Origin of the sequence: Rhizobium albus, assembly GCA_030160035.1 — a bacterium.
Taxonomy (GTDB): Bacteria; Pseudomonadota; Alphaproteobacteria; order Rhizobiales; family Rhizobiaceae; genus Georhizobium; species Georhizobium albus.
This window is the reverse complement of sequence record BSNO01000003.1, coordinates 542,654-554,958: the sequence shown is the minus strand read 5'-3', so window position 1 is coordinate 554,958 and position 12,305 is coordinate 542,654. Positions and strand designations below refer to the sequence as shown.

The window sequence follows — 12,305 nt, the reverse complement described above, 5'->3', positions numbered from 1 at the left end:
TCCGGCCTTGACCAGGATCAAATCGCAAAAGAAAGAGGCCCGGCATTGCTGCCGGACCTCCGTTGGCCGCCACGCGCCTCGTCATCGCGTCGCGCCCTACTCTCTCATTGACCTCCGCCGAGAGAGTGAACGTAGACCGCGAGTTCCTTGACCGTGGTCTCACCAAGGCGATCCTGCCAGGCCGGCATCACGCCGTGACGCGGCGCGCGGATCTGGGCGGCGATCTCCTCCTCGCTTGCCCCATAGAGCCAGATCGCATCAGCGAGGTTCGGCACGCCGAGTTCGACCATGCCCTCGCCGGAATCGCCATGGCAGGCGGCGCAGTTGGTGGCGTAAAGATCGGCGCCGGCACCAGTCGACGGTGTCGCCGACATAGAAGCGACATGGCCTGCAAGCTCACCGATTTCCGTCTCGCTCAGGATGTCGGCAAATGGCGGCATTTCCGACAAGCGGGTCATGTCGTCGCTGGCAAAGCGGATGCCATGCGCGATCGTCAACCGGATGTCCTCCGGCTTGCCGCCCCAGAGCCAGGAATCGTCATTCAGGTTGGGGTAGCCAGCCGAGCCGGTCGCACCGGAACCATGGCACTGGACGCAATTGACCTTGTAGGCAGCCGCACCTGCAGCGGTAGCAAAGGTGCGCAGTGCGTCGTCGGTGAGGATATCGTCGACCGAGGCCGCCTCGACTGCAGCCACATAATCGGCCTTGGAAGCTTCGGCGGCATCGAGCGCTGACCGTACATCCTGCCGGCTCGAATAGCCGAGCATGCCGCCGGTGGCGCTCGAGATGAGCGGCCAGGCCGGGTAAGCGATCGTGTAGGCAAACGCCCAGACGATCGTGGCATAGAAGGTCCACACCCACCAGCGCGGCAGCGGATTGTTCAGTTCCTTTATGCCGTCCCATTCATGGCCGGTCGTGGCCACGCCTGTGACGTCGTCGATCTCTTTCTCGCTCATGGGCGTGGTTCCGGATGTTCGTCGATCAGCGGGATCTGGGCAGCCTGGTGTGAAGCGTTGCGCCCGCCAGGCCGCAGCGCGAAGATGACGACGCCGAAGAAGAAAAGCGTCATCGCAAGCAGTGCCCAGCTGTCGGCAAAGGCACGCATGGCCGTATAGGTGTCCATCAGCGCCTCCTCACCGGTAGCCGGCCGTTTCGTCGTAGGTTTCGAAATCGATCAGCGTGCCCAGCATCTGCAGATAGGCAACGAGCGCATCCATCTCGGTTAGTGCTTGCGGATCGCCATCGAAATTGCCGATCTTGGCTTTGGGATACCGGGCGAGCAGATCGGTTTGCGCAGCATTGGGATCGGCCTGTGCTGTGAGGTCGGCCTCGGCGACTGCCACCATATCGTCGGTGTAGGGCACGCCTAGGCGCTGATTGGCGACGAGATGCGTGGAAAAACCGCGCGGATCGAGCGGTGTATCCTTCAGGAATGCGTAGCTCGGCATGATCGATTCCGGCACGACCGAGCGCGGGTCCATGAGGTGCTGAACGTGCCATTCGTTGGAATAGCGATCGCCGACGCGCGCAAGATCAGGCCCCGTGCGCTTTGATCCCCACTGGAACGGCCGGTCGTACATGGATTCGGCGGCCAGGCTGTAATGCCCGTAACGCTCCACCTCGTCGCGGAAGGGGCGGACCATCTGCGAGTGGCAGACATAGCAGCCCTCCCGGATGTAGATGTTGCGGCCGGCAAGCTCGAGCGGCGAATAGGGCCGCATTCCTTCCACCTTCTCGATGGTGTTTTCTAGGTAGAAGAGCGGGGCGATCTCGACGATGCCGCCGACCGTGACCACGAGCAGAGAGCCGGCCAGAAGCAGCGTGGCGTTGCGCTCGAGGATTGCGTGCTTGTCCATCAGTGCCATTGTGTGCCTCCTCATTCGGCCGGCTGCAGGGAGGAAGGAGCCTTGGCGACAGGCGCGCCGATCGGTTGCTCCTCGCGCTGGTGGCCAAGAATGGTCATGGTGATGTTGAAGGCCATGATCAGGGCACCTGCCAGATACAGCGCGCCGCCGATCGCCCGCATGACGTAGTAGGGGAACATCGCCTGAACGGTCTCGGCGAAGGAGTAGACCAGAAAGCCCTGAGCGTCGTACTCGCGCCACATCAGGCCTTGCATGATGCCTGACACCCACATGACGGCCGCGTAGACGACGATGCCGAGCATCGCGAGCCAGAAGTGCCAGGTGACCATGCGCACCGAGTAGAGCCGCTCGCGCGCCCAGAGCTTCGGCACCATGTGGTAGATCGCGGCAAAGGAGATCAGCCCGACCCATCCCAGCGCACCGGAATGCACATGGCCGATCGTCCAGTCGGTGTAGTGCGACAGCGAATTAACGGCCTTGATGGACATGACCGGCCCCTCGAAGGTCGACATGCCGTAGAAGGCGATGGCCGCTACCATCATGCGGATGATCGGGTCGGTGCGGATCTTGTCCCAGGCGCCAGACAGCGTCATCAGGCCGTTGATCATGCCGCCCCAGGAGGGCATCCACAGCATGATGGAAAACACCATGCCCAGGGTCTGCGCCCAGTCGGGCAACGCGGTGTAGTGGAGGTGGTGCGGACCGGCCCAGATATAGAGGAAGATCAGCGCCCAGAAGTGGATGATCGACAGCCGGTAAGAATAGATCGGGCGGGCGGCCTGCTTGGGCACGAAGTAATACATCATGCCGAGAAAGCCGGCGGTCAGGAAGAAACCGACGGCGTTATGGCCATACCACCATTGCGTCAGCGCATCCTGCACACCGGCAAAGGCCGAATAGCTCTTCACGCCAAGGAATGAGACGGGGATCGCGAGATTGTTGACCACGTGCAGCATCGCGATGGTCACGATGAAGGCGAGGTAGAACCAGTTCGCGACATAGATATGGGGTTCCTTGCGCTTCAGGATTGTGCCGAGGAACACCACGAGATAGGCGACCCAGACCACCGTCAGCCAGAGGTCGACATACCATTCGGGCTCGGCATATTCGCGGCTTTGCGTGATGCCGAGCAGGTAGCCCGTCGCGGCCATGACGATGAAAAGCTGGTAGCCCCAAAAGACGAACCAGGCGAGGTCGCCACCGAAGAGCCGCGCGCGGCTGGTGCGTTGCACGACGTAGAAGGACGTCGCGATCAGCGCGTTGCCGCCGAAGGCGAAGATGACGGCCGAGGTGTGCAGCGGCCGCATGCGCCCGAAGGTGAACCATGGCTCGATGTTGAAGGCCGGCCAGGCAAGCTGCAGCGCGACGACCACGCCGACGAGCAGGCCGACGATGCCCCAGGCCATTGTGGCGATCGAGCCGTAGCGCACGACTTCGTCCATATAGCCGGTGTCGACCTTGGTCTTGGCTGGCGCGAAGAACTGGCGGCGCAGCATCACCACCGTGGCAATTGCGAGCACGATAGCGAGTATCCCCATGTGCTGCGCAAAGAGAGGGTCGGCTGCAAAGGCCGCACCCAGCAGCGCTAGAAAGGCGAACAGACCGACGCCTATGGTCTGTGGACCGTATGTCATGATGGTTCAGGCTCCCGATGCCACTGCCTGGCCGATGATCCGGCCTTGCCTGCACTCATCACGGCTTTTCGCCCTTCCTGCCTTGATCCAGGTCAAGCCCGCGCGCCGCTTATTCGATCAGTTTGGCGTTTGAACAGACGGGGAGGTTGACGGCCATGATCATCCTGGAGGCGGGTAAGGATCAGGATTGCGCAGCGCGCTCGCAGTGCCCTGCAGCGCCGGCATGCCCTCCTCTCCGCCCCGCACCCTGCGAAGGCATTCAGCACCGCCACGCGGCAAAGCTTGTGCTTTGCGACGCACTTGAGCGGATTGCAGATGCGCTGCCGGGGCCGGTCGACCGGCATCTCTGCCTGACGGTTGCCGCGCGTCTGGTGCCGCTGGTGCGCGACGCGCAGCGCTATGAGGAGGAAGCGGTGTTTCCCCTGTTTGCGATCGACGACCAGCGCATCGCTTCTGTCCGGCGCCTCAAAGCCGAACATGTGGAGGACGAGACGCTGGCGGGAGATTTGACCGAAAGCCTGCTCTCCATCGGTCACGGTGCCCGCATCGAAAATCCCGAGGCGTTGGGCTTTACGCTGCGCGCTTTCTTCGAAGCTCTGCGCCGGCACATCGCCTTTGAGCACGAGCATATCGTTCCGCTCCTCCGTCAGCCCCGCGCCTGATCAGCCGGAACGTGTATCGAGCTCATCAGATCTGGCACGACGACATACCGATCGTGCTCGAATTGGATCACTCCATCGTGCGCAACCGGTCGCTTGCAAATCACCCGCTTTGGGCCGGAATGGGGTTGCAGGCCGTCGTCGAGGCCTGCGTTGCACGGCAGCTATACGATCCTAGGCGCACAAAACTTCCGACTCAGTTCGGCCAATGCGTGGAGGATGTAGAAATAACCATTCCACGCGGACTCGCTTCGCTGCTCGGGGCACCGTCACTGAATAGGATCTGAGGTTAGTTTGGAGCGGCCGTCAATCGGCGTTGGGCCGCGCGTCATCCTCTTCGAGTTCGGGCGCAACTTGTCCAAAGTTCAGGCAGGCGACCAGGGTCACGCCGCCCAAGACGTTGCCGAGCAGGGTGCGCAGGAAGAAGCGGATCACGTATTCGGACGCCGTCACTTGGCCCAGATGGACGAGGAAGGAAGCTTCGACCGACCCCGCTATGATGTGTGCAAGGTGGGCGAGCGCTACGACGTAAGTGACGACGATGATCACGAAAGCCTTGGCATCGCCAGCGGCCGGCATAAGCCAGACCATCAAGGCGACGAGCCATCCCGCGAAAACCGCTTTCAAGAAGGTCGGCCAGAAATCGTTCCTGATGGCATTCTGTGAGAACTCCGCCATTGCGGCGCGGATTTCCGGATCAAATACGGGTGTGTGCGCCAGGACCGCCGAGAATACCCAGGTTGCTGCAATGTTCGAACCGAGCACGATGGCCCAGAGCCGAAAAACCTGCGCCAGGTGGTACCCGTCGCGGAACTTGAGGAGCGGCAGGACGGGCGTAAGAGTATTTTCGGTAAACAGTTGCTGGCGGCCTAGAACCACGATCAGGAAGCCAACCGTATATCCGAGTGACGTTAAAAGGTGCTCCCAAGAGGTATCTGGCAGGGCCACCATCAGGATCGCCGGAACGACAACGGAGAAGCCGATCGATAGGCCGGCAGCGAAGCCTGACAGCATCAGAGCCACGCTGCTTCGGTTGAGTTCCCGTTCCCCCTCCGCCCGAATGGTCTCGTGGATCAGCGCCGCGCTGGGACGGCTTTGATGATCGACCGCCTTCTTTTCCTGCTCATTCAAATTGGACAGTTCGGAAGCAGGTGTGAGCCGGTTCCGATCGGTATCGTGCTGCACGAGATGGCCCTTCCTTCTGGAGCGGTGGGCAAGGTTACTTGATGCTCCCTTTCGGAAGTCCCAGCGCTCAGGTCGGCTGTGGCTGCCAGGTCTTTTGTTGATGCGCTCGCCCCAGGTTTTGCTGATTGAACTTGAAGGCTATGTCGCTCCGAAGTTCTTGCTCCAGTTGACCGCGGAGGCCAACGTCAGCATTCCTCCGGTTCCTACTGGGAGCGCTCCCATGGTCCTTAGCTGCTGATCGGTGCAATTGCTGTTGTGACATCCGCAGTTGCTTTAGCTGCCTCGCTGTGGCTCCAGTCCGTGAATTGCCCAAGGTCGCAGCATTCGATTATAATTTGTAGAATCGACAGCAAAATCCCTGCCTGACCACCGTCTGCACTAGGCATGATTGACCATTTCAAAAGAACACCTAGAGATAATGATGACATTGCTGCGCACGCACCGAACAAAAGAACTCGGCACGTATCCTGCAAAATGCTGTCTCTGTATGAAGCCATTTCACAAAGGCGCCTAGTTTTAAGATCCGCTCCGACGGTGCAACCTGTCGGAAGACGTGCTGTTCCTTGTCTACGCAAGGAAATGGGGCGATCGGCAATCATGGTTACCAGTTACGGTTCCCAGTCGGCCGTTTTTCGGCTGTCGCGATAGCCGGGTCGATCAAACGCATACACTCACGATCCGAGGCTAGCGGAGTAGGACAGCATCAGCTAGCCTCTCGATGATGCCGTTAGGGCGCCGGGCAAGTGCGGGCATTGAGATCGTTGTGGATTGCCGTGGCAGCAGAAGCCCCTTGCCCAAACGCAACGGCGATCTGGTTGAGCGAGTTCACCACATCGCCCGCGGCATAAACAGCTGGAACGCTGCAGCGTTGATGGCGGTCGACGAGGATGTGTCTTTGGCCATCGACGTCGATACCCGCCGTGACAGCCAGTTCCGAACGCGGGGAACAGCCTAGGGCCGGATAGATCGCATCGAATTGGATCACGTCTGCCTTCCTGGAGACGACTTCATAGCCAGCCTCTCCAGCGAATACATCAAGAACATCATCAGTGATCTCGACGCCGGCAGATCGGGCACGCTCACGCAGTTCAGCCGGGAACTCACTGGGATCATTGGCGAGCAGACTTACCCGGCTTGTAAAGGTCTTAAGAAAGATGGCCTCCCGGAGCGCGTGTTTGTCAGAACCGATGACACCCAACCGCTTGTTGCGCACCTCGTAACCGTCACAGATCGGACAAAGACGAAGATGACCTCTCGCCAGGAATTCGCGCCTCTTTGGAAGATCGGGCACCAGGTCAACCACTCCGGTCGCAAGGAGGACACTGCGGCTTTCTATGATCGTTCCGCTGACATTGATCATGATCGATCCCTCGTCACCCAGCCGCCATGAAGCGACATGGCTGACCGTCGTCGGCACGTGATACTGCGCCACCTGTCTCCGCATGCGCCTCAGAAGCTCTTTCCCCGAAATACCCTCTGGATACCCTGGGCAGTTGTAGGCCCTCGGGATGTGCAGGGCACGGCTTTCGCCAGCGTCAGCCAACATGATTTTTCGGTTGAACCGCGCCAGATAAATGGCTGCCGTCAGTCCAGCCGGGCCACCACCAATGATGAAACAATCGAGAACGTCCTGATTTGCAGACATGGAACTACCCCAAGCTTGCTCGCCGTAGAGCAGCGAACATCAACAGCGTTGAGAGTGTGAAGTGCTGGTCCAGTTTCTGAGACCAATGAAGGGAGACAAGACCAGTTAGGCTGCCTCCCGCACCGAACAGGACAACAGCGCTCTTGTTCCTTCACAAAGCCCGCCCTCCTCCTCGTGGAAGATCTGACGAGCGAAACGATCGTGGAAACATCAAACGGTTTTCATGATCCCGTGCGCATTTGGGGCGACAGGCGTCTTCGTTGGGTCAACAAGACAACGCCGATGTCCACGATCCCCACCACCACGTGCGGCAACCAGACGACGTCAGCGAAGTGAAAGAGCCAGGGAGAGGCGATGAGAAGCAGCCCCCCTCCTGCGTCAAGGATCAGGTGCACCGAGATTGGAATGAGCTTCAGAATGCTCAGCTCGTATTGGGTGACCAGGCTGTAGACGATCACGAAGACGCCGAGCAGCACCGGCACAAACTGTGCCGCTGTGCCATCCGCAAAACCGAGCGCGTAAGGCGCGACGATCAAAAGCACGCCAACAAGGTAATCGATCATGCCGTGGACGCGGGTCGAAAGCATGCTTGTCTCCCATGAAGCTATGATGCCAGCCAATAGCTTGGCCCGGCCATTGTTCCTGAACCACAGAGCTTCGCTGGAGATAGATTGATCAACCGAGAGATCAGGCGGCGCTTTCGGTTTTCGATTGTCGCAACAATCGCCGCGAACTGATCCACGCTTAAGAACAGAGAGCGTGTCTATGTATCCACGGGATGTGGACGCATCGGGAGCGGCGGCTATTCATACCTCCTATTAACGGAGATGCCAGTCTATACTCAATAAATTTCCTTTTTGTTTTATATTCTAAAATACGCCAAACATTTCGGGGCTTGACGAAGCGTCGGCCGGTTTAATATACGCGCTCCGCGCCATAATATGCTTGTTTCAGAACGATCAAGAGACTGAAAGTTGTCTACCAACGATGCCATCCGTTTCCTGGTTCATCGGCTGTCAGGCGGCAATCCAATCCCTCCCAAAGATATCCAAAAGCTGAGCGCTCTTGCAGGACCGCCGAAGAGGTTCGAACGGGGCCAGGTTCTCGTCGAACAGGGAGATCACCAGGCGAAAGTTTGGTTGATTGCTGAGGGGTGGGCTCTGCGACAGAAGTTCCTATCTGATGGTAGACGGCAGATCGTCTCAATCATGCTCCCAGGCGAACTCAGTGAAAAGGGCCCATCAATGCCCTTCGGCGCGCCCGACACGGTTGCGGCCGCGTCCACCGTCACTGCAATCTTATTCGATCGCGAAGCGTTGACCGACCTGACGTCGCGTTCGCCGACGCTGTTATTCTCGTTCTTCTACGAGGAACTGACACGCCATGCGATCACGCGCGAATGGGTGCTGCTTCATGGCAGACGCAGCGCAAGCGAACGCATGGCCTACTTCCTGTACGAAACGTCTGCGCGGCTGCGGGCGATGGGACTGATCCAAGGTTACGACTTCGACTGCCCCCTTACCCAAGAAGATGTCGCCGACCTTCTGGGATTGTCTTCGGTGCATTTGAACCGCACCCTTCAGTCGCTCAGGCGGCGTGGTCTCGTTATTTGGGAGGGAACACATATAAAACTGAAGCACCCCGACGGCTTGGCGAGATTGGCCCATTTCAATCCGGAATTCATCCGGATTGCCGAAGAGTTTGCAGCGCGCGCTGAAATCTCCACCTCATCCTAGGCAACCGCGCTGCTGAGATCGGAACTCTCTTCAAAGGGTTTCCGAGATTGCGCCCTAGGATTTGTCGTCGCCGGGCTGCGTTGATGCAGGCCAATTGATCATGGCCCTCTCGGATCATTCGGCGCCATTGAATGTTCTTCCTCGACATCAGGAGGAAGACACAATGAACACTGCGAATCTTCAGCTTGAGGGGCTTTGCCTTGCGATAGCCGCGATCAACCGAGAGCTCGTCGCGAAGGGCTTGCTCTCGCGAGCAGACATCGAGACAGCGCTTCGCAGGGCAGAGACTGGCGCCAATAGCGACCACAGGTCCGGCCATTTGTCACCCGCAAACCGCGATGCTGTCTGCTTTCCTATCCGACTGCTTCAACTTGCCAATGCAAATTCCGGCGAGCCCCTGTCGTTTGCGGATCTGGCGAAAAAAGTCGGAGAAACGAAGTACGGAGACGCGCGCTAGGTCAGCGTCGACCTACGGATACCGGAGCATCGCCGAGAGTGGTTGATTAGCGTGGCATCTGCTCACGTAACAGGAGAAGACAATGTCCAATAAGGAATCCTAAGATCCGAAAGGCGAAAACACCAATGGGGCGGCCACCTTGGTGGCACCAAATTCGGCCAAGCTCCGGATGCGACAATGCAATCGCAGTCTAACACCGGCGGCCGGACCGGACGAGAAGACAGTCAGACGTCCAACGATAGAAACACGGATCTTGACCACGAACAGGGACCTGCGCAGCCGCGGGAAGTTGATCGACCCGAAAGCGAATCCGATACAACTCCGACGGAGTCTGCGGAACGTGAGATGGGACGCAGGCAGGATCAGAAGCGAGACGCGCCTGACAGCGGCAACTATGTGCCCTCGCCCAACCGTACCCAGAACTGAGAGTTCCTACCAACGAGGCTGATGCCCGCTGGTATGGCCTTTGGTAAGCATGGAACATCACGAGACACCTCCTGTTCGGAAGAGCCGCCAACATCCAAGCGGCCGACAACACAAGGAGACCTCCGATGTCACGACTGAAACTTACCTCAGCGACACTTCTGACGTCGCTACTTGCCTCGGTTGCATGGGCGCAAACCGACAGTTCTGGCGCAGCCGCCACAGGATCGGGAAGCGCCGCCGGTGCAACGAGCGCCCATTCGCCGGACTGGAGCCAGGACATCCGCGGCGCCTTCTTCTCCGATGATGGCACAACCCTGCGCGCCAGTGACGAACTGATGTCGGAATGGGCCAGCCTCTCCGACGAGGACAAGGAGCAGGTACGAACGGACTGCGAAGCAATGGGTATGTCTGCCGAAGCCAGTGGCAGTGCCACCACGGGCGGTAGCACCGACTCCACATCTGCTTCCGGCGGCTCGACCGGTGCCGCATCCGGCAGCTCCGACACCGGCAGTTCCAGCGCTGGCGCTGCCGGCGGCACCACGTCTGGCGGCAGCACCACTTCCGGCGGCACCACGTCCGGCGGCAGCACTAGTTCTTCTTCCGATGGCGGCAGCGGATCATCTTCTGACAGCTCGTCCAGCGGCGGCGCTGGGTCAGGCTCAGGCTCAGGTGAGGCGAACACGGCCGGAACCACATCGAGTGGCTCGACCAGCACCGGCACCTCAACCGCTGGCTCTTCAGCCGGTACCTCTGGCGAAACTGGAACGACAGCTGGAGACCTGGCGGCGGGCTCGGACAACGCCATCACAAGCGCAAACATGACTCAGATCTGTGCTTTCGTCGAAACTCAGCAGTAATGAGAACAGAGTCGGCCGGAGCAGAAACGAACCTGTTCCGGCCGGTTCGCTCGTCCTGTGGTTGGCACATCCCGTGACAGCTAACGAGCAACGAAACCAAGAGAAAATTGCTGAAATATCTGTGGGTTCAAGAGGCAAGCAAGCGATCTCCAGCATCGTCGCGAGCATCTCTGCAGCCCCGCGAACGCACCGGAACATTCGCCACGGCTTCCACTTCGTTACCTTCATTGAGGAGGTAGTGTTGTGATCGACCGATCGCCTGTTGTTCCACCGCCCGGTCCAGAAGGCCTCGCACCCGCCTTATCGCGAAACATCGATGCGCTTGAGAAGCGTGAGACCGAACATCAAGCTCGTGCGACACTGCAGGAGCGGCTCGCTCAGAGTGTCACGAGCTTCACAGGCAGCATGGCCTCGGTCTATCTGCATTTTGCGTTTTTCGGCGCTTGGATCTTGATCAACTTAGGCCATACGCCAATCGAGCCCTGGGACTCCTCGCTCGTGGTGCTGGCCATGATTGCCTCAGTCGAGGCGATTTTTCTCTCGACGTTCGTGCTGATCAGTCAAAACAGGATGGCGGAGCTGAGTGACCGCCGAGCCAAGCTCGACCTGCAGACCAATCTGCTTGCCGAACACGAGATTACGAAGCTCATTTCCATGACAGCCGCCATTGCGCACAAGCTGAACGTGAAGACACCCGCAGATGACGAGCTTCATCAACTTGAATGCGATGTCGCTCCTGAACACGTTCTGGATGAAATAGACCGACGGCAGGATGCATCTTCCTGAGGAACCGCGTCGACCGGGCTTCCATCATGCCCGCAAAGCTTTCAAGTCAGCAGGGTTCCAACAGCGACCAGCGCCAAGCCGACAGTCAGGGAGACGCAAGCAACAACGGTCACCTGCATGGGTCTGCGGAGAACGATCTCCGCTTTGGAAGGGTCGGTAGTAAGCAACTTGATGCGATGTCTTTTGGTCATGGTCTGATCGAACTTCAGCGCCGCGAACATGTTCCAGACAGAACTTCATCAGACCCGCAGGCTCGATTTCGTCTCCGACGAGCCCACGGACGGCCGCAGCTTTGACTAAAGTCGATTGTCGGACTGGGGAACACGGTCAGTAGTTCGGCCGGGATTGCCATCAGGCCTCGGTTGATGCCCGCCTCAGCGCTGTGTTTCGAAATGCCATTCACTCGGCGTCGCAGAGACGGCACGGTGCTAGCGGGGGAAACGTTCGAACAGTGAGCTCATCCAGTTGCCAGCCGTCGCGGCAAGCACCGGACTACCGCGTGACACCACGTCGTCGCGGATCTCCGCAACGAGCAGCACAGCCAGTGTCGCCGCTAAGAACAGCCCGACCAAGGACCGCCGCTTCAGATGCGAAATGCGCTGCTGATCGGCCTGCCGATCCTTCAGCTCTGAACCGAGACGCTCCACGATCCGGTCTGCCATGCCGACTGCGGCGTAGGCTTCAGTAAATTCGACAGAGCCTGCAATCGCGGTCAGCTTGTCGTTCATGGCGTTCAGCTGGCGCGTCGCATTGTCCAATGTCTCAGAGCGCTCGATTGCGCGGACTGCTTCCGCGAGTCGGTCCATCTGCAACTGAAGATCATCTGTCGAAGTCGCGGGCTCGCTCGCTGCCCGCACGTTGCGTGCCGCCTGAAGCCGATCGCGGCCCAGCCGAACAACCCGCTTTCCACCCGCCTGTGCGGCGGGCTCAGGTTGTCCCGAGCCGGCTTGCTCACTATCCAGCGCGACCGCCTTGGCGGAGTCTGCGTCAAAACGGATGAGGTCGCTCGTTTTAAAATTCTCGACCTGACTGTTCTTCTCGACCATTTCGACGCC

The 12,305-nt window shown here is 59.3% G+C and carries 13 protein-coding genes; 5 read left to right on the top strand and 8 right to left on the bottom strand.

Features of this window, described 5'->3' with window-relative positions:
• Window positions 1–104: 104 nt before the first annotated feature.
• From ccoP to ccoN, 4 genes are read right to left on the bottom strand one after another with little or no spacing between them, the layout of a single operon-like run.
• Window positions 105–956 (bottom strand): cytochrome c family protein, encoded by an 852-nt coding sequence (gene ccoP, locus QQL76_RS10350; RefSeq protein ID WP_499207571.1) that lies wholly within the window; start codon window positions 954–956, stop codon window positions 105–107.
• Window positions 953–1,123: a cbb3-type cytochrome c oxidase subunit 3 gene (locus tag QQL76_RS10345; RefSeq protein ID WP_499207570.1), complete on the bottom strand. Its 171-nt coding sequence runs from the start codon at window positions 1,121–1,123 to the stop codon at window positions 953–955. The genes ccoP and QQL76_RS10345 overlap by 4 nt, the downstream gene beginning before the upstream one ends.
• 10 nt (window positions 1,124–1,133) lie before the next feature.
• Window positions 1,134–1,865, bottom strand: coding sequence for a cbb3-type cytochrome c oxidase subunit II (ccoO, locus tag QQL76_RS10340; protein WP_499207569.1), 732 nt, complete (start codon window positions 1,863–1,865; stop codon window positions 1,134–1,136).
• An 11-nt stretch (window positions 1,866–1,876) separates the two neighbouring features.
• Window positions 1,877–3,499: a cbb3-type cytochrome c oxidase subunit I gene (gene ccoN / locus QQL76_RS10335; protein WP_499207568.1), complete on the bottom strand. Its 1,623-nt coding sequence runs from the start codon at window positions 3,497–3,499 to the stop codon at window positions 1,877–1,879.
• 155 nt (window positions 3,500–3,654) lie between these two features.
• On the opposite strand from ccoN, the gene QQL76_RS10330 reads away from it, so the two are divergent.
• Entirely contained in the window at window positions 3,655–4,161 is a 507-nt protein-coding gene (locus QQL76_RS10330) for a hemerythrin domain-containing protein (RefSeq protein WP_499207567.1), read from the top strand.
• Between the two features lie 303 nt (window positions 4,162–4,464).
• Here the strand turns inward: QQL76_RS10330 and QQL76_RS10325 are convergent, their stop codons facing one another.
• The 3 genes from QQL76_RS10325 to QQL76_RS10315 all read right to left on the bottom strand — a co-directional run bounded on the left by QQL76_RS10325 (window position 4,465) and on the right by QQL76_RS10315 (window position 7,575).
• Window positions 4,465–5,343, bottom strand: a complete 879-nt coding sequence (locus QQL76_RS10325) for a formate/nitrite transporter family protein (protein WP_499207566.1) — start codon at window positions 5,341–5,343, stop codon at window positions 4,465–4,467.
• Between the two features lie 727 nt (window positions 5,344–6,070).
• Complete coding sequence (locus QQL76_RS10320; protein ID WP_499207565.1) at window positions 6,071–6,988, bottom strand: NAD(P)/FAD-dependent oxidoreductase; 918 nt, start codon at window positions 6,986–6,988, stop codon at window positions 6,071–6,073.
• 221 nt (window positions 6,989–7,209) lie between these two features.
• Window positions 7,210–7,575 carry an SPW repeat domain-containing protein gene (locus tag QQL76_RS10315; protein WP_499207564.1) on the bottom strand — a complete coding sequence of 122 codons (366 nt, stop codon included), beginning with the start codon at window positions 7,573–7,575 and terminating at the stop codon, window positions 7,210–7,212.
• A 387-nt stretch (window positions 7,576–7,962) separates the two neighbouring features.
• On the opposite strand from QQL76_RS10315, the gene QQL76_RS10310 reads away from it, so the two are divergent.
• From QQL76_RS10310 to QQL76_RS10295, 4 genes are all read left to right on the top strand, one after another.
• Window positions 7,963–8,724, top strand: a complete 762-nt coding sequence (locus QQL76_RS10310; RefSeq protein ID WP_499207563.1) for a Crp/Fnr family transcriptional regulator — start codon at window positions 7,963–7,965, stop codon at window positions 8,722–8,724.
• A 163-nt stretch (window positions 8,725–8,887) separates the two neighbouring features.
• A complete protein-coding gene (locus QQL76_RS10305) occupies window positions 8,888–9,181 on the top strand; it encodes a hypothetical protein (RefSeq protein ID WP_499207562.1) in 294 nt (97 codons plus the stop codon).
• Window positions 9,182–9,732: 551 nt separating this feature from the next.
• A complete protein-coding gene (locus tag QQL76_RS10300; protein WP_499207561.1) occupies window positions 9,733–10,464 on the top strand; it encodes a hypothetical protein in 732 nt (243 codons plus the stop codon).
• A 243-nt stretch (window positions 10,465–10,707) separates the two neighbouring features.
• Window positions 10,708–11,250, top strand: coding sequence for a DUF1003 domain-containing protein (locus QQL76_RS10295; protein ID WP_499207560.1), 543 nt, complete (start codon window positions 10,708–10,710; stop codon window positions 11,248–11,250).
• 428 nt (window positions 11,251–11,678) lie between these two features.
• Here QQL76_RS10295 and QQL76_RS10290 read toward each other — a convergent pair whose 3' ends face one another.
• The gene (locus QQL76_RS10290) at window positions 11,679–12,296 is read right to left on the bottom strand and encodes a hypothetical protein (protein ID WP_499207559.1); all 618 of its coding nucleotides are present in this window, start codon (window positions 12,294–12,296) and stop codon (window positions 11,679–11,681) included.
• Window positions 12,297–12,305 lie beyond the last annotated feature (9 nt).

Coding starts and splice junctions, on each gene's coding strand:
- QQL76_RS10315 (WP_499207564.1), bottom strand. CDS start 7,575: ATGCTTTCGACCCGCGTCCACGGCATGATCGATTACCTTGTTGGCGTG.
- ccoP (WP_499207571.1), bottom strand. CDS start 956: ATGAGCGAGAAAGAGATCGACGACGTCACAGGCGTGGCCACGACCGGC.
- QQL76_RS10330 (WP_499207567.1), top strand. CDS start 3,655: ATGATCATCCTGGAGGCGGGTAAGGATCAGGATTGCGCAGCGCGCTCG.
- QQL76_RS10290 (WP_499207559.1), bottom strand. CDS start 12,296: ATGGTCGAGAAGAACAGTCAGGTCGAGAATTTTAAAACGAGCGACCTC.
- QQL76_RS10320 (WP_499207565.1), bottom strand. CDS start 6,988: ATGTCTGCAAATCAGGACGTTCTCGATTGTTTCATCATTGGTGGTGGC.
- ccoO (WP_499207569.1), bottom strand. CDS start 1,865: ATGGCACTGATGGACAAGCACGCAATCCTCGAGCGCAACGCCACGCTG.
- QQL76_RS10305 (WP_499207562.1), top strand. CDS start 8,888: ATGAACACTGCGAATCTTCAGCTTGAGGGGCTTTGCCTTGCGATAGCC.
- ccoN (WP_499207568.1), bottom strand. CDS start 3,499: ATGACATACGGTCCACAGACCATAGGCGTCGGTCTGTTCGCCTTTCTA.
- QQL76_RS10345 (WP_499207570.1), bottom strand. CDS start 1,123: ATGGACACCTATACGGCCATGCGTGCCTTTGCCGACAGCTGGGCACTG.
- QQL76_RS10300 (WP_499207561.1), top strand. CDS start 9,733: ATGTCACGACTGAAACTTACCTCAGCGACACTTCTGACGTCGCTACTT.